The organism is Megasphaera vaginalis (ex Bordigoni et al. 2020), from assembly GCF_900240295.1.
In the GTDB taxonomy this organism is placed as follows: Bacteria; Bacillota; Negativicutes; order Veillonellales; family Megasphaeraceae; genus Megasphaera; species Megasphaera vaginalis.
On sequence record NZ_OEQB01000005.1, the window covers coordinates 29,487 to 47,332 of the forward strand.

Consider the following 17,846-nt stretch of genomic DNA (forward strand, 5'->3'; position numbering starts at 1 on the left):
GATTTGCCGGATTAGACTCTTTTTAGCACGCCCTCTATACTATTATGTATTCAATCAATATTTTCAGCTCTTTCATTTAATGTTTGTTACTTTAATATTCAGTTCTTCCATTTTTTTGTATAACGTACTACGGCTGCAGCCAAGCTGTCGTGCCGTCCTCGAAACATTTAATTTATTCAGTGACAAAGCTTCTACGATACTGCTTTTATTCCATTTACCCAAGGTCACGTCATTGAGCACGCTGCTACTTTCCTTAGCCCCATTGGCTGGAAACGTCGTAATTATTTCTTCGGCAGACATTCTGTTCTCCAGCAAAATTGATGCTCTCTCTACTAAGTTAAACAATTCCCTAACATTACCTCGCCATGGATAATCAGCAAAAAAGTCTTCCAAAACGCGAATATCCTCTCGATATCGATTAAATTCTTCTTTAAGTTTTTTACGGAATCCGTATTCGCAAAGCAAATAATAGTCGCGATCTCTTTGCCGTAGCGGCGGTAGCTTTAAAGTTAACGTGTTAATTGCATATGTTAATTCTTCCAAAAATTTTCCTTCTCTGATTTCTTCCAGTATATTCGCATGAACTGACGCAATAATTCGTACATCAATAGGAATGATGCTTTTCCCTCCCAGTCTTCTCACCTCTTTACTTTCTATAACGCGAAGAATCTGAGATTGTATCTCTTCAGATGCAGCATCAATCATATCGAGAAAAAGAGTCCCGCCATGAGCAAGTTCGAACGCACCTTCTCTTATTTCATTCCCTTTATTATCTCCCTCAACCCCGTAGAGCTCAGCCAAAAGACGATCAGACTGAGAATGCATGCAATGCACCGTAACAAACGGCGCATTTCTTCTAGCACTAGCTTGATGTATCGCATGAGAAAATATTTCTTTCCCTGTTCCTATTTCTCCCACCAGTAAAATGGGCGCATCAGTTTTAGCATAACTTTTCGCTATGCGAAGTGTTCTCTTTAGAACTACGGACTCTCCTATAATATCTGAAAAACGATACTTCGCAGCAATTCCTTTTTTTCGCAAATTACTGCGTATTTTTTGTTCGCTGACACGAACGGAATCAATATCTCTGAATGTTGCTACGACACCTTCTACACGATTGTCAATTTTAATGGGAACTCGGTTTGTAATAATAATATCATTGCCGACGCGCATCAGTTCATCTAACTCAACTTCGCCATTTCTCAAGGTCGTCATTAGTTTCGTTTCGGGAAGCATTTCTTCAATATACTTTCCTTTATATGAATCATCCCCCAATCCCAACATATCGCTTGCCTGCTTATTGACAACTTCTATGATGCCGTCCCGATCAACTGCAATAATGCCGTCGTGCGTATAATTAAAAATAGTTTCATATCTTTGAATATGAACTTGAAGACTTTTTCGTCTCTTTTCTTCAGCTAATGTTGATTTTAACACTTGATGAGCTGAATCCAGCGCCATTTCGATATCTTCTCTCGAATTATCCAAAATATGGTATTCCAAATTATACTTACCGGAATACAATACCGTCAATGAGCCTCCAACCCCAATTATGCACCCATCTTCAGCCGCGTTTTTCACTGCCATCTCAGCAGTTGCTTCATCAGTAAAATAATAGTATCTTATGTCCAGATTCAACATTGCACCAAGTATTTTCACCGTTCCGGGTACATCCCCCAATGAAAAGAACGCGATTTTCCCTTTTATCCCTTTGATACATTCAAAAATTCGAACATAACTATTACTTGTAAACTCGATCGTTATTACCGGTATATCAAACATCTGCTTTATAATACGCGCCATACCTCGACGGCTGATGATAACTCTAACGCCCTGAGCAACAGCATTCATAACATTTTTATGTATATCCGGAACAGTACTAAAACATACCTCTACATCCAAACTTTGTTCATCAATTATCTTTTCCGCGTCTTCCGCTAACCGTTGTGATGGAGATAAAAGCAAAATTCTCTTCATATACAATCCTTTCAATTATGATTATATTATTTTTATCATGACCTTATTTCTTTAAATATTATACTACTAAAAAAAGGAGTTGCCTTGTTTTACATAAAAGCAATATAAAAAAAGATTCAGCCTCAGCCGAATCCTTTTTACCAATCATTATACAAAGCAATCTGATACGCTCACACAGCATCTCCATAATCACGCTGGAGAATACGACGTAAAAACCGCCGCGTTCGTTCTTCCTGCGGATGTTCAAAAAGATCTGCTGCCGATCCTTCTTCCACAATGTTGCCGTCAGCCATGAAGATGACGCGACTGGCCACGTCTCGAGCGAACTTCATTTCGTGCGTAACCACAATCATCGTCGTTCCTTCATCAGCTAAATCTTTCATGACTTTCAATACTTCACCGACCAATTCAGGATCAAGGGCAGATGTCGGTTCGTCGAAGAGGATGACGTCCGGCTTCACGGCAATCGCTCGCGCAATGCCGACGCGCTGTTGCTGTCCGCCTGACAGCTGAGACGGATAATAAGCGGCCCGATCGGCAAGACCTACCTTTTCCAAAGCTTTCATAGCGCTGGCTTCCGCCTCGGCTTGCTTGATCCCTCGCCCGGCGGTCAGGCCGAGCGTAACGTTTTATTCGCAAAGAGATTATATCCCTGGAACACGAACGCCGTCCTTTGCCGCACCTTGCGGATCTCGTCGCCGCCGGCGTGACGCAGATCCAGGTGCAGCCCGGCGAAATCCATCGTGCCGGCATCGGCCTGTTCGAGAAAATTCAGGCAGCGCAGAAACGTCGTTTTTCCGGATCCGCTCGGCCCCAAAATAACAACGACGTCGCCTTTACCGATTTCCATGGAGACACCTTTCAGCACCTCCAAATCCGCAAATTTTTTATATACACCTTTTATGGACATGATCATAGCGACAGCCTCCTAGGCCGTACGGAACAACCCCATGCGCCGTTCGACAAACGCGTAGACCAGTTGTATCACCGTACAAATAACAATATAAACGAGAAAAACATCTAAATATGCCTCAATGTAGTTGTAGCCATAAGACGCGGCTATTTTGCCGACGGCCATGACATCTTTGACGGTCATCAAAAAGGCTAGGGACGTGCCTTTGATCAGGTTTACCGTAATGTTGCAAACTGCAGGCAGCGCCACGACAAAGGCCTGCGGCAGAAGAACATAGCGATACGTTTGAAATTCGGATAAGCCGGTAGCAACGCCGGCTTCCAGTTGCCCTTTGGAAATACTCAACAACGCCGAACGAAAAACCTCGGCCAGCAAGGCGATCGTATTCAGCGAAAAAACAGCGACGGCATACCAAAAGGGATCGATTCCGTCAAAAACGTTAAACGTGGAACCGGCGGCTTTGACGAGCCAGTTCAAAAAGCTCGGCAAAAGACTGTACAGCAACAGTATTTGCAAGACAATCGGCGTGCCGCGAACGACGGAAATGTAAGCCTTCGTGAAGGCGCTGCCTGCAACATGTCCTTTGATTCGTAATACGGCCATATACAGCGCAATCGGAGCCGCAATAAGAAGCGTCAGAAACGTCAGCTCCAATGTCACCGCCGCTCCTTCCCATACTTTATAAAAAGTTTCGCTCATAAACGTATAATCAAGTTCCATGCCCACCCTCCTTACTTAACGGCCGTCATCCGATCAAAAAGCGGCGCTGAAGACTTCTGCCGACGCTCCTTATTTTGACCGGACGCCGTCGCCTGCAGCGTCTGTCCTTTATCCAAGCGTCGTTCCAAGGCCAGCAGACACTTGCCGATAAGCGTCGTAACGACCCAGTAAATAATCATACAAGCCATGTAAATCTCTATTCCGTAGGCGCCGAAGTTTTGAATTTCCCTTCCCCAACAGGTCAATCAGACCGATCGTATACGCCAGAGCCCCTTCTTTCAGTAAATTAATGACGGCATTACTGAAATTCGGCAAGGCGATTACCGCCGCCTGCGGCAACATAACCTGCAGCACCGCACTCCGCGGCCGCAGACCGACGCTGACGGCAGCTTCATACTGCCCCTTCGGCACGGCAGTATACGCAGCCCGAAATACTTCGGAGATATACGCGCCGAAAAGTAAAGTAAAGGTAATAACGGCAAAAACGGCGCGGTTCATGCCATTCAAATCATAATCAACGACAGCCTCCACTAAGCGGGGCAAGCCGTAAAAAACGATAAACAGCAAAACGATAGACGGCGTGCAGCGCATAATATATGTATAGCCGTTTGCCAAGTACCGCCAAAGACGCTGCTTGCCGAGTTTCCCCCAAGCCAACGCCCCGCCCAGCAAAGATCCCAAGAGGATACTGACGGTGGCGACGCCGAGAGTAACCGTCAAATACGGCAGCAGTTCCGGCATTGTTGAAAAGATAACTGACGGATCAAAAGGTCTCGTATCCATCTCCCGTCCCCCTTTGCCTTATTCGCTGATATATTGCGACATGCTTTCACCGAAATACTGCTGTTCCAACTCGGCGATTTTTCCTTCATCGCGAAGTTCCTGAATGGCCTTGTCATAGTCATCGGCGAGTTGTTGTTCCTTCTTGTTAAAGAGGGGATATGTCGGAATCCCTTTATACCGCAGGTATGTCAGCGCGTCGGCAAACTGATGATACGGCGCGTCAGCTTTTTCAATGTTATTTTTGTAACTCAATTCCACTTCAAGATATCCGTCGTAACGGCCTTCCATGACCCACGAATAGGCATCGGCGATCTGGAATGCTTCCGATGATTTCAGCTGAATCGGCCGATCGCTGTGAGCTTTATTATAGTTTTCAATCACCATATAGCGAGCATCTTGCAGTGCAATCGGCACCAGCTTCCCGCTGAAAGCGGCAAAAGAATCCATATCCTTAATCTGCTGAGCCGTGTCTTTACGGATAACCAAGCCGATAACGCTGGCTCCGATATAATTTTTGGGGAAAACATATTTTTTCATCCGCGCATCCGTCTTCCAGATCCCTTTCGTCCCGACCTGATACTTACCTGATTCGACGCCGATAAGCAAATCGTCATCCGACGTCGGCGTAAATTTGAATTCATACTGCGGCAACTTTTTAGCTACCTCTTTCATGACGGCCACTTCAAAACCGTCCGCTTCTCCGTTTGCGTTAACGAAATCATAGGGCACGTAATAGTTCGTGTACGCCACATTGATCACACGTTTTCCACCTGTCGCCGCCCGATCGCCGTCAGCTTTCTTGCCGCAGCCTGCGAGCCCCGCCGCGACAATACCGGCTAATGCGGCTATTAAGATTGTCTTACCCCATTTGTTGATTTTCATTATAAATCCCCCTTGTAACCATACCGTATTCCCGTTGAATCATCTGCGACTTATTTCGCCGCATCTCTTACCCAGTCAAAGCGTCGCCAATCCGTATTGCGCGGAACGGTGCAATCGGCGCCGAGAATGACGCCTTGTCTTCCCGCCTGAGCTAAAATCCGTTTCGTTTCGGCTTCCACTTCTTCTTTAGAACCCTTATATAAGACGTCTGTGTCCAAATTGCCGAAACCGCCGAGAACGGCGCGATCTCCAAACAGTTTCCGACCTTTTTCCAACGGGATCCCTTCGACGACAGCTGCCCAATTGACGGTTTTCACATCATAATCGGTGTACCATGTCAAGTCATTACGATGACCGGCATAGCCGCATATATGCAAAATATGGTAAGCGCTGACGCTGTTGGCGGCGGCAAGGATTTTCTTTTCCCCCGGCGCAGCGACGGCAGCATAGGTTTCCTTCGTCATGCCTTTGCCCAGAATATTCTGAACACTGAAATAAATCCCTGTCACCTTGGCTTCCGTAACCAGCCGTTTGGCTAATTTCGCCAGATCATCGGAAATAATATCAAAGCCGTACCGGACGCTATCGGCATCTTCCCGTATCGCCTCAGCCAGAAAGGCTTCCCCCTTCGTCCAATCAGGCTGCATAAAACGGATCGTCGTTGCCGCGCAAAAGAGATTATAAAACATAGCGAGATCGGCACCGAAACGATCGGTCAACCGACGGGCATATGCGATCTGCTGCGTAAACCACGGATCATCATCGGCTAGCGGTTTGATGTTGCGGAAATCAGCGGCACTGTGAAGATGACGGACCGTTTCATTTTCATATGGAAAAAAACCGTCCGTCATGATTTTGACAAAATCCGGTTTAGCCCGTTCGATATACTCGACCTCGCCTGCCAACAACTGTTCCGTGTATGCAGGCTGCCTGAAGGCGTTGGTGCCGATCTCATCTGCCAGGAAATGAAACCAAAATCCGACCGGTACCCGCTCCGTCGGTTTATTGTCCATCGCTGCCAACACCAATTCTTTTTTCGTTATCATCGTAAACTCCCCCTCATGATAAATGAACACAAAAAAGCCACCATCTCCTCATACAGAGACGGTGGCCCGCGGTTCCACTCTGCTTACAGTCACCAAGACTGTACTCAACAGCCTCTAACGCGGCCAACCGGAAAGATCTACTGGTGTTCAATCTTCCTGCTCCCGAAGGCATTCCATCCTACGCCGCTTTCTGTGCAGGCTCTCAGCCGCTGACCTGCGCTCTCTGGATGACTTTGTAGGTGTACTTGTTTCGGTCATTGCATTCAATGTTTACGGTAATGGTACACTTTATTTTCAGCTAGTCAAATTCCATTTGTCCATTTGTTCATGTGTTCTATTACTCATATGAATAATTCGGATTAAGAACGGTGCTGCGACCGCCGGAAATTTCCACTGCCGTCGATGTGATATAAGCCGCTCTGTCACTCGCCAAGAAGACAATCGGCGCCGCGATTTCTTCCGGCGCCGCAGCCCGATGCAGCAGACAGAGGCGACTCTGTTCGGAAAATTCCGCCGGCGCAATCGTCGTTTTTGCCAGCGGTGTCGTCGTAAACCCCGGCATAACGGCAACAACACGTATCCCCTGCGCCGCCACTTCACCGGCAAAGGTATTCGTATAATTGACGACAGCCGATTTCAGCGGACCGTAAAGAGAGGCCCGGCCTGAAGACGCACAGCGCGCAGCTAACGAGGCTACGTTGATAATGACGCCGCCGCCTCGACGGATCATATAAGACGCCGCGATCTGACTGCCCATGACGACGGATTTGAAATTAACGGCATAAGTCGCATCAATTTCAGCTTCCGTATACCACTGACCGGCGCGGGCGATGGTCGCCCCGACATTATTTACCCATACATCGAGAACGCCGAATCGCTGCCAAACATAGTCGCCTAAAGACGCAACATCAGCTGCACAGGTAACATCAGCCCGAAAAGGCAGCACCTTGCTTCCCAGCGAAGCGGCAGCCTGTTCCAGAACCTCCAGGCGACGGCCGCAGATGATAACTCGCGCCCCTTCTGCGGCGAAAAATTTGGCTGCAGCATAACCGATTCCCGCACTGCCGCCGGTAATGACGACTATCTTCTCTTCCAATCCTAAATCCATGTGATCTCCTCCCTTTTTGACTGAGTATACCATAAGAAAATCCTTTGTCCGATGGTATAATGAAAGCAACGCAGAAAGGACGGTGCTTTCATCATGTCCGATGAAAAAAGAGTATCCCTCGCCATCTATATTACCGCCTTTATCGGTTCGTATTTGTCGACAGCCATCAATATCGCCATACCCGCCATCAGCAGCGAATTCTCCGCTCCTGCAGATACGCTCGGCTGGGTAGTGACTTCCTTCCTCATCGCTTCCGCGGCGTTCCTGCTGCCTTTCGGCAAATTAGCCGACTTAAAAGGCCGACGGAAGACCTACACGGTCTCCTTGGCCGTATTTGCCCTTTCCACATTGACAGCAGCAGCCTCCTTTTCCATAGAGTGGCTCATCATTTGCCGCATCGTCCAGGGCGCGGCGCTGGCCGCTACCTATGTTACTTATATGCCGATTCTCCTTGCCGTCACCGACGAAGCCCATTACGGTCGCCGGCTGGGAATCGCCGTCTCCCTGACCTATCTCGGCTTATCGTGCGGTCCCGTTGCAGGCGGATTTTTGACGCAATTTTCAGGCTGGCGCAGTATTTTTATCCTCGCCTTTGCGTTCCAGCTCAGCAGTCTGTTTCTTCTGTTTCCAGTCCGAGCGGAATGGTATTCCCGCACCGTTCCGTACGTCAATTTTCCCGGCAGCGTCCTCGCCGTTACGTCGATCACCTTTTTTCTTTACGGCCTCTCTCATATTTCCGAGTCTTATGTTCCCTGCGGCGCCGGCATACTTCTGCTCGCCCTTTTTATCTTGCATGAAAAACGGTGCGCCTATCCGCTGCTGCCGCTCTTCCTGTTCCGCAATCTGACCTTCACTATGTCCAATGCGGCTGCCCTTATCCAGTACAGCGCCACTTACGGTATCTCCTTTTTGCTTTCTCTCTACTTGCAACTCGTCTTGCAACTGACACCGCTGTCATCGGGACTCATCCTGCTGATTCAGCCGTTGCTTATGGCCGCCTTATCAACGAAAGCCGGTGATTTGGCAGATCGTTACGGGCCTCGTTTGATCGCCTCCATTGGGATTGCCGTTACTACAGCGGGACTGTCCGCCTTCGCTTTCACCGCTGCGCCAACGGTAGCGATGACGGCGGCCAATCTCATTCTCATCGGCATCGGCGCCGCCTTATTCGGCGCTCCAAACAACAGCGCCATTATGGGCGCCGTACCGGTAGATCATCGGGGAACAGCCTCAGGTGTACTCGCACTGGTCCGGAATTGCGGGCAAGCCATGAGCATGGCCATCGTTACCTTCATTTTCCATGCGACCGCCGGTACAGCCGCATACGGCGTCGCCGTCGCCGCAACCGTCCGTTCTTCGTTTCTGATCTTCACCGGACTCTGCGCACTGGCTGTCTTCGCTTCCCTATGCCGCGGCAAAAAAAGCCCACGCGCCGATTAAAAATCGCCGGCACGGGAATTGCATTCACCAAAAATCATGGTAAAATAGGGACAATATTTGATGACCGAAGGGGGACTTCCATTGAAAACATACCAACCTATTACAGAAGAAATTATTCATCAGTTAAAGACCATCGTCGGCGCCAATTATGTAAAAACCGACAAAGACCTGCTCGTTGCCTACGAGACGGATTACGAAACGGACCCGCGTCTCTTCCATTTGCCTGAAGCCGCCGTTTTTCCCGGTTCGGCCGAAGAAATCGCCGCTATCGTCAAGCTTGCCAACACCTGTCATTTTCCCATTACCGTTCGCAGCGGCGGCACAAGTCTGGCAGACGGTGCGATTCCCGTCTGCGGCGGACTCGTCCTCCTCATGGAACGACTTGATAAAATCATCGAGCTAAATGAAGAAGGTCTCTATATGACCGTCGAAGCCGGTGTTCGCACTGTCGACCTGCAGCGCCTCGCCCATGCATCAGGACTTCTTTATGCCGGCGATCCGTCCAGCGCGGAAAGCTGCCTCATCGGCGGCAATCTCGCCACCAACGCCGGCGGCCTCAAAGCCGTCCGCTATGGCGTCACGCGGCATCAGGTATACAGTTTGGAAGTAGTCACGCCCTTAGGCGAAATCGTCGAAGTCGGCGCTACGTTAAAAAAATGCACGACCGGGTATAGCCTGGAGCAGCTCATTATCGGCAGCGAAGGAACATTGGGCATCATTACAAAAGTAACAGTCAAGCTGACACCGTTGCCGCCACATCGCTTTGACGTTCTCGCCGTCTACACGGACCCGAAAAAAGCTCTTCATATGGTCCCTTCTCTCCTGAAAGCCGGCATTGATCCGACAAGCGTCGAATATATGGATAATTCCTATGTACGCGGCTGCGCCGACTACTGCCAATACAGCGATATGCCCCACTATGAAGACGGTGTTTACGTCATCATTACAGTGGAAACATTCCGCGAAGACGACCTTGATGCGAAGATGGAGACAGTTTGTACTGTCTGCGAAAACTCCGGCGCCGTCGAAGTTCTCGAAGCCGACGACAGAGTCTGGAATATGCGCCGCAACTGTCAGACTTCGGTAGAACGGATCAGCAAGATATTTCTGACCGATGACGTCGTTGTTCCCGTCCATAAAATAGCCGATACGATCGAAGCCATTATGGAAATCGGCGAGAAGTATCCGTTTGAAGTCAAAATTAACGCCCATATCGGTGATGGAAATCTTCACATCGTTCTCTGCAAAATGGATATGGACGACGCAACCTGGGAAAAAGCCGTTGAAGAATTTCACCAGCAAGTTTACGCCTATGCCTACCGGGCAGGAGGGCGTCTCGCCGGAGAACACGGTATCGGCGCCAAAAAACTGCGGTACATGGAGCAATTCACACCGCAAGGTGAGCTCCGGCTAATGAAGATGATTAAATATGCATTTGACCCTAATTATATACTAAATCCTGGTAAATTATTCATTATTTGAGTATCTCTTCATCATTTATTATCTACGCTTTCAGTGTTTATTACAAAATGTAATTTTAATTATATTTTTAAAACATTTTTGTTTTATTCCTATGTTTGTCTGTTAATTTTAGATTTCCTAACGCTTCATACGTAATTTTTCTGGAATTCAATTAAAAAAATACACCCCCATATGGGGGTGTATTTTAAACTATGCAAAAAAGGCATCCTTTTTCTCATTCCTATATGTAATTAATATTACTTGTTTATGTATATTAATTGCTTCAAAGACATAAAACTGTTATGCTAATAACATATCAGCTTGTTTTTATTGTTTTGTTACATATTTTTTAAAAAGAGGTGTGAAAATGGACAAGGATGTATTGTATGACGCATTCCAAAAAGGCTTGACCAGTGTAAGCGGAGAATGTTATCGGGCTAAAAAATCGGAATTAGCCGCAACGCTGACAAAAATTTTCCAAGAAAAAGATACGCAAAGCGTCGCACTCGTTGAGTCTGAGCTCCTGAAAGAAGCCGGCGCAGCAGCGGCATTAAAAGCGGCAGGTATCAAAGTAGACACGGACCACTTACGAAAAAACGCGCCGAACGACAAAGGCGGCGTCACGGAAGCGGATTTCGGCATCGCAAATTTAGGCTCCATCGTTAAAATGGAAGATAATATCGACACTCGCATCGTGGAAATCGTATCTGACGTTTATGTCGGTATTATTAAACTTTCCAAAATCGTCGACAATTTTGACACCATGATCGATATCATGGCCGACACCAAACCGTTCCCGCGCTTCGCAGGCATCATTACGGGGCCGAGCCGAACAGCCGATATTGAATGCGTCGGCACCGTAGGGGTTCACGGCCCGCGGCAATATTCCGTTATCGTTGTGGAAGATGAGTAAGGGAGGGAACAGGACATGTCTAATGAATTACTGAAACAGGAAATCGAGCGTGCCATGGACAGCGCTCCTTTGCAAAAAGCGTTAAAAAACTTTACAACTGCATATCCGAACAATCGAGAACGTGTTTACAAAGGATATGATTTCGAAGCGTTGCGTGAAAAGGTATATGAAGTAAAATCGTACGCCCGCGATCACATGGACGAAATGATTGCCGAATTCACCAAAAACGCCACGGCAAACGGCGCGAAGGTATTTGTCGCCCACTCTCCCCAGGAAGCCTTTGATTATGCCTTAAAACTGGCGAAGGACAACAATGTCAAGTTAGCTGTAAAATCAAAATCCATGGCTTCTGAAGAAATGCATTTCAATCAGGGTTTTGAAGCGGCCGGTATTACGGCACAGGAAACCGACTTGGGTGAATTTATCAACTCCATTGCCGGAGACACGCCGTCCCACATGGTTATGCCGGCTATCCACTATTCTAAAGAAGACGTCGCCGATCTGTTCACATCTTACACCAAAGAAAAAGAAGAGCCTATTATTTCCGAAGAAGTAAAGACGTCTCGCCGCGTTATGCGTCCTAAATTCTTTGAAGCGGAAATGGGCGTGTCCGGCGCCAACGTCGCCGTCGCCGAAACAGGTACCGTCATTACAATGACTAACGAAGGCAACGGCCGTATGGTCGGCACAATGCCGAAAATGCACCTGTATATTTTCGGTATCGAAAAATTCGTTGCAAAAATGAGCGATATCCGCTATATTTTCAAGGTTTTGCCTCGTAACGGCACCGCCCAGAATATTACGACGTATTTATCGTTCTACACGGGAGCTTCCCAAGTTGTTACCGATCCCGAAAACGACACGAGAGAAACAAAAGATTTCAACATCATCATCCTTGATACGCCGGAACGCCGTCAAATCATTGCCGATGAAGACTATAAAGATATTTTCTGCTGCATCCGTTGCGCAGCCTGTCTGAATGTCTGTCCCGCTTTCCGTCTTGTCGGCGGACACGTTTACGGCGGCAGCATCTATACCGGCGGTATCGGCACGCTGCTGACAAGCTTCCTGAACAGCCGCGAACGCGGCAAAGATATTCAGAACATCTGTCTCCAGTGCGGCGCCTGCAACACCTTCTGCGGCGGTAAGCTCGACATTGCCGGCATGATCTTAAAGCTGCGCACAAAATATGCAAATGAAGACGGCCTGAATCCGATTCATAAGTTCTGTCTCGATACGGTAGCCGACCGCCATCTCTTCCATTCCATGCTGCGTATCGCCTCCGTCGCGCAAGGAGCGCTTACGAAAGATCAACCGATGATCCGCCACTTGCCGATGTTCTTATCCGGCTTGACTTCAGGACGCAGTCTCCCCGGCATTGCGCTGCAGCCGTTCCGCGATGTGCTGCCTACAATCAAGCAGGACGTTCCAAATCCGAAGGGCAAGATCGCTATCTTTACGGGCTGTCTCCTTGATTTCGTATACGTTGATATCGCCACGTCTGTCGTCAAAGCGCTCAACATGGCCGGATACGTTGTCGAAATGCCCTTAGGACAAGCCTGCTGCGGTGCTCCTGCCGCTTACATGGGCGATTCCGGCAACTCGAAGAAAGCTGCCGAAATGAACATTGAAGCGATGGAAGCAGAAAAATATGATTATATCGTCTCGGCCTGTCCGACATGTACACATGCGCTCCGCGATTACAAAGACTACTTTAAAGATGAACCGGAAATGCTGAAACGGGCCGAAGAATTAAGCAAAAAGACCTTCGACTTCTCCAAATTGCTGCACATGCTCGGCGGTCTTCCCGACAACGGAGACGGTGAACCGCTGAAGATCACCTATCACGACTCGTGCCATATGAAACGGTTCATGGGCGTAACGGAAGAACAACGCGAATTGCTTAAAAACACCAAAGGCGTCGAATTGTGCGAAATGGAAAACTGTGATAAATGCTGCGGCTTCGGCGGTTCTTATTCGATCAAATACCCGGAAATGTCCGCACCGATCTTAGAAGAAAAAATCAACAACATCGTCGCTTCAAATGCTGACGTAGTCGCAGTGGACTGCCCCGGGTGCCTGCTCCAGATTCAAGGCGGTTTGGATGCTCGCAATTTAGGACACATCAAAGTTAAACATACGGCACAAATTCTCGTCGAAAAACGAAACAAGGGATGATCGCTGCAACCCTCAGAAAGGTGAATAGAGCATAATGATCAACCAAACGATTCTAGAAAACAGTCACAGAAAGTTGATGCCGAAACTATTTGCCTGTATTCACGATGAACAGATTCAAAAGGTAAAAGAATATATAAAGATTTATACGCAACACCCCTTTGCCGGAACGGAAACCGGCGCTATCTTGGAGGAGGCGGCATCTTCGGCGGGGAAGATGCTGCGCCCCCGCCTTCTGCTGATGGCCGGCGCCTTCGGCAAGCATAACGGCGATACGCAAGAACGGCTGTATAAACTGGCTGCCATCGTCGAAATAGCCCATTCCGCCTCTCTGATCCACGATGACGTCATTGATAACGCGTCATTCAGACGGGGGAATCCGTCTATTCAGAGCAAGTACGGAAAAAGCGCGGCCATTTATGCCGGCGATTTCCTCATGAGCCGCATTTCTTCGCACGTAATGCGAGAAGGACTCACCCATGCCGGTTCCATCCTTTTTCAAGCCGTAGCGGAAATGTGCGCCGGCGAAATCGGTCAGGCCCGTTGCCGCTATAAAGAAACAGTCACCCTTGATGAGTATTTGCATAACATCGGGGGAAAAACGGTAGCTTTGTTCCGCGCCTGTTGTCGAATGGGAGCGGTGGAAAGCGGTTGCAGCGAAGACCTGGCCGATCGGTTGGAAGCCTTCGGCGAATGCCTGGGCTATATGTTCCAAATTCGCGACGACCTGTTGGACTTCACGCCGAGCAGAACCTTGATCGGAAAAAACACCCACCAAGATGTACGGGAAGGTATCTACACCTTGCCGATCCTCTTGACATTGGAAAACCCGGCAGGCAGACAGGCCCTTTCCCCTTATCTAAAACGGAATAGGGAAGGTGATCTTTCGGACAACGACATGCAGCAAATTTATGCGATTCTGACAGCATACGACGGCATCCTCGGAGCTTGGGAGTACATTCATAATTATCAAAAACAAGCTGATTCCATATTGAATTCCTTACCTCCGGCGGACGTATTGCCGCAACTAAAATCCCTCATCCGCAAGCTCGGAACCGCATGATGGCAGTCGCCCGATCGTTGACTCCAGCAGACGCCTTGCATCTGGCGGCGCCGCATACCTGGATCGCCTCCGTTTATCCCGCCCTGTTCGGAGAACTGTATTGCCTGCAACAGGGTTATGCTTTACCGCTGCCGACAGCGCTCTGTCTCGTCACAGCTTGCATCTGCATGCAAGCTTCCGTCAACACACTGAACGATTATTTCGACTTTATCAACGGAACGGACACGGCAGACGATTTTCTGGAAAAGTCCGACGCCGTCCTCGTGCACGGCTCTTTTCCCGTCAAACAGGCGCTGTATTTAGGAATTGCGTACCTTTTTGCAGCGGCTCTGATCGTTTTCCCCGTCCTCATAACTGCCGGGCCGATTCCTCTGATCATCGGCGCAACAGGCGCGCTGGCAGTCTGCACCTATTCAGGCGGCAGATTGCCCATATCCTACTTGCCTCTCGGCGAACTTATTTCCGGCCTGACGATGGGAGGCCTGATTCCTTTGGGCGTCGTCGCCGTCGCCAGCCAATCATTTCACGCTGCGGTCTTGCCGGCGGCGCTGCCCCTGATACTCGGCATAGGCTTGATTATGTTGACGAACAATACCTGTGACCTGGAAAAAGATGAACAGGCCTGCCGCCGCACACTGCCCGTTTTATTGGGAAGAAAAAAGGCGTTAACGCTCTATCGCGGCTGCGTTGTATTATGGTTCGCCACGCTCTGCCTGCTCCCTTTCTGGTATACCCATGCTTGGGGCATTGGCAGCCTTCTCCTTCTGATCGTCTTCGCCCGACCGGCGTTTCGCCGTCTCCTTCGCTTCACTTTAACGGCGCCGCAACGGGTCGCGGAGATGAAAGGAATCGTGTTGGCCAACTTGCTCGGAAACGGCGCTTATTTGATCAGCTTTGCCGCAGCAATCACAGGAGGCTTCTCCTGATATGACTGACGCAACAAAAAAAGAAAAAGTCTACGCCGTGTTTGAACGCATTTCCCGCACGTATGACCAAGGCAACACGTATATCAGCTTAGGGATGTCGGGAAAGTGGAAAAAACAATTCATTGCCCGCATCGCGGACGAAACGGAAGCAGGCGGTCCGATATTGGATGTCTGTACCGGAACCGGTGATATTGCAGTCGCGCTGGCGCGGTCAAGACCCGATTGTATGATTACGGGCCTTGATTTCTCACCGGCCATGCTGCGACTGGCACGGGCAAAAGGGGAAAACAGCCCGAACCTTCGCTGGCTGCAGGGGGATGCCATGCATCTTCCATTCAAGGATAATGCCTTCTCTGCAGCATGTATTTCTTTCGGACTTCGCAACACGACGGATTACCTGCAAGTATTGCGGGAAATGGCGCGTGTCGTCAAGAAAAACGGCGCCGTCTATTGTCTGGACTCTTTCGTGCCGGACATAACACTCGTCAAGCCGTTCTATTCCCTGTATTTCAAATACTTGATGCCGGTCATCGGCGGCGGCCTTCGCCATCGTCAAGAATACACCTGGCTCTGGCAGTCAACACAAGACTTTATCAGTATCAACGAATTAGCGGCATTGTTTACACAGGCCGGTCTGACCGATATACAAATAAAGCGCGTCTTATTCGGCGCCTGTGCAATGCATACGGGAAAAAACAAAACGTAATACCCTATCAACGTACCACGTAACAGCATATAAAAAATTACTATATCATGAACCACATGGTTAAGGAGGGTAATAAATATGAGTAGTGAAGAAAAATTTGATGCCATAGTAGTCGGTGGCGGGTTGGCCGGTTCTGCTGCAGCCCTGACTATGGCCAGAGCCGGATTAGACGTCATGCTGGTAGAACGCGGCAAGTTCTGCGGTTCGAAAAACTCCAGCGGCGGCCGTCTCTATGGCCACAGCTTGGAAAAACTGATCCCCAACTTCGCCGACGAAGCGCCGATTGAACGCAAGATTACGCAGGAACGCCTTTCGCTCATGACCGAATCGGGGGCTTTGAGTTTCCAATACAGCTCGGACAAGCTGGAAAACTTAAAATATCCGTCCTATTCCGTCCTTCGTTCCAAGTTTGATAAATGGCTGGCAGACAAAGCGGAAGAAGCCGGCGCCATGGTCGCTCCGGGACAGCTTGTCGATGAAATTATCGTCGAAGACGGTAAAGTGATCGGCATCAACTGCGGCGGTGAAGAAGTGGATGCCGATGTCGTCATCCTCGCCGACGGCGTAAACTCCCTTTTGGCCCAACAGCTGGGCATGAAACAGGAACTGGACGCCAAAGACGTGGCTGTCGGCGTAAAGGAAGTCATTGAACTCGGCGAAGACGTCATCAACGATCGCTTCGGCTTGTCCGGTTCCGCCGGCGCCGCTTGGATGATCGCCGGCGATCCCACATCGGGAAATTTAGGCGGCGGGTTTATCTATACGAACAAATCGACGCTCTCTCTCGGTATCGTAACGACAATCAACGATATCGGCCGCGTCGATGTCAGCATTCCCGATATGGTTGAACGCATGAAAGCGCATCCGACGATCGCCCCCTTCATCAAAGACGGCAAGCTCGTCGAATACTCGGCCCATTTGGTAACGGAAGGCGGCCTGAAAATGATGCCTGAACTCGTTCGCGACGGTATCATCGTCGCCGGCGATGCGGCCGCTATGGTCGTCAACCTGGGCTATACAGTACGCGGCATGGACCTGGCCATCGAATCGGGCCGGTTAGCCGGCGAAGCCGTCATCAGCGCCAGAAACCGCGGCGACTTCTCCAAGGAAAGCCTCTCCGTCTATACCAAGATGCTTGATGACAGCTTCATTATGAAACTGATGAAGCAATACCAGAACTTGCCGGGTCTCTTGGAAGATCATATGATTTTCAACGATATCCCCAAGATGGCTGATGATTTCGCCAGCATGGTTTATAAAGTGGATGGCGGCACCCCCGTCGCCCTGCCGATGATCGCCTTGAGCGTTCTGGCAAACAACGGCGGTCTGAACGGCCTGTTCTCATTAGGTAAAAAAGCTTGGGAGGCGATGTAAAATGGCAAAAATGAGTGTAGATGACAAATTAGGTGTTGTTAAATTCCTGACGGACGAAGCGGAATCCCACATTCTCATTCACGAAGATTACAAAGATGAGCAGGAAATCAATCGTCTTGTCATGGCCTGTCCCGCAAACTTATATCATTATGACAACGGCGTTCTCGTCTTCAATCATGAAGGCTGCTTGGAGTGCGGTACGTGCCGCGTCATCTCCGGCGGTAAGGGCGTTAAGAGCTGGAAACATCCGAAAGGTTCCATGGGTGTCGAATACCATCAGGGCTAAACGCCATACGGCATGTAAAAACGAATTCAGATATATATCTGAATTCGTTTTTTACGTGTATTTTTATCGTCAG

Annotated in this window: 15 protein-coding genes and 1 pseudogene; 9 read left to right on the plus strand and 7 right to left on the minus strand. The window is 49.0% G+C overall.

The features are described 5' to 3' along the window. Positions 1–72: 72 nt before the first annotated feature. From C0977_RS07275 to C0977_RS07305, 7 genes and pseudogenes are all read right to left on the minus strand, one after another. Positions 73–1,977, minus strand: coding sequence for a sigma 54-interacting transcriptional regulator (locus tag C0977_RS07275; protein WP_101912929.1), 1,905 nt, complete (start codon positions 1,975–1,977; stop codon positions 73–75). A 170-nt stretch (positions 1,978–2,147) separates the two neighbouring features. Continuing rightward, a pseudogene (locus C0977_RS11300) lies at positions 2,148–2,890 on the minus strand (amino acid ABC transporter ATP-binding protein). Positions 2,891–2,905: 15 nt separating this feature from the next. Then, a complete protein-coding gene (locus C0977_RS07285) occupies positions 2,906–3,610 on the minus strand; it encodes an amino acid ABC transporter permease (RefSeq protein ID WP_101912930.1) in 705 nt (234 codons plus the stop codon). A gap of 108 nt (positions 3,611–3,718) precedes the next feature. Then, the gene (locus tag C0977_RS07290) at positions 3,719–4,393 is read right to left on the minus strand and encodes an amino acid ABC transporter permease (RefSeq protein WP_200814241.1); all 675 of its coding nucleotides are present in this window, start codon (positions 4,391–4,393) and stop codon (positions 3,719–3,721) included. Positions 4,394–4,411: 18 nt separating this feature from the next. Then, positions 4,412–5,275, minus strand: a complete 864-nt coding sequence (locus C0977_RS07295; protein WP_101912931.1) for a transporter substrate-binding domain-containing protein — start codon at positions 5,273–5,275, stop codon at positions 4,412–4,414. A gap of 50 nt (positions 5,276–5,325) precedes the next feature. Next, positions 5,326–6,321, minus strand: a complete 996-nt coding sequence (locus C0977_RS07300; RefSeq protein ID WP_101912932.1) for a uroporphyrinogen decarboxylase family protein — start codon at positions 6,319–6,321, stop codon at positions 5,326–5,328. Positions 6,322–6,658: 337 nt separating this feature from the next. Continuing rightward, a complete protein-coding gene (locus C0977_RS07305) occupies positions 6,659–7,429 on the minus strand; it encodes an SDR family NAD(P)-dependent oxidoreductase (protein ID WP_101912933.1) in 771 nt (256 codons plus the stop codon). Between the two features lie 93 nt (positions 7,430–7,522). Here C0977_RS07305 and C0977_RS07310 point away from each other — a divergent pair, with 93 nt between their 5' ends. The 9 genes from C0977_RS07310 (at position 7,523) to C0977_RS07350 (ending at position 17,773) form a co-directional block, all read left to right on the plus strand. Further along, positions 7,523–8,869 (plus strand): MFS transporter, encoded by a 1,347-nt coding sequence (locus tag C0977_RS07310; RefSeq protein WP_101912934.1) that lies wholly within the window; start codon positions 7,523–7,525, stop codon positions 8,867–8,869. An 81-nt stretch (positions 8,870–8,950) separates the two neighbouring features. Continuing rightward, a complete protein-coding gene (locus tag C0977_RS07315) occupies positions 8,951–10,351 on the plus strand; it encodes an FAD-binding oxidoreductase (protein WP_101912935.1) in 1,401 nt (466 codons plus the stop codon). Positions 10,352–10,697: 346 nt separating this feature from the next. Further along, positions 10,698–11,243 (plus strand): LutC/YkgG family protein, encoded by a 546-nt coding sequence (locus tag C0977_RS07320; protein ID WP_101912936.1) that lies wholly within the window; start codon positions 10,698–10,700, stop codon positions 11,241–11,243. Between the two features lie 15 nt (positions 11,244–11,258). Then, positions 11,259–13,421 (plus strand): L-lactate dehydrogenase (quinone) large subunit LdhH, encoded by a 2,163-nt coding sequence (ldhH, locus tag C0977_RS07325; protein ID WP_101912937.1) that lies wholly within the window; start codon positions 11,259–11,261, stop codon positions 13,419–13,421. A 34-nt stretch (positions 13,422–13,455) separates the two neighbouring features. Beyond that, positions 13,456–14,481, plus strand: coding sequence for a polyprenyl synthetase family protein (locus C0977_RS07330; protein ID WP_234987604.1), 1,026 nt, complete (start codon positions 13,456–13,458; stop codon positions 14,479–14,481). Continuing rightward, positions 14,478–15,407 (plus strand): prenyltransferase, encoded by a 930-nt coding sequence (locus tag C0977_RS07335; protein WP_234987605.1) that lies wholly within the window; start codon positions 14,478–14,480, stop codon positions 15,405–15,407. Before C0977_RS07330 ends, C0977_RS07335 begins: the two co-directional genes overlap by 4 nt. 1 nt (position 15,408) lies before the next feature. Further along, positions 15,409–16,113, plus strand: coding sequence for a ubiquinone/menaquinone biosynthesis methyltransferase (locus C0977_RS07340; RefSeq protein WP_023054249.1), 705 nt, complete (start codon positions 15,409–15,411; stop codon positions 16,111–16,113). Between the two features lie 78 nt (positions 16,114–16,191). Next, the gene (locus C0977_RS07345) at positions 16,192–17,487 is read left to right on the plus strand and encodes an FAD-dependent oxidoreductase (RefSeq protein ID WP_023054240.1); all 1,296 of its coding nucleotides are present in this window, start codon (positions 16,192–16,194) and stop codon (positions 17,485–17,487) included. Between the two features lies 1 nt (position 17,488). Continuing rightward, complete coding sequence (locus C0977_RS07350) at positions 17,489–17,773, plus strand: 4Fe-4S dicluster domain-containing protein (RefSeq protein WP_023054254.1); 285 nt, start codon at positions 17,489–17,491, stop codon at positions 17,771–17,773. Positions 17,774–17,846 lie beyond the last annotated feature (73 nt).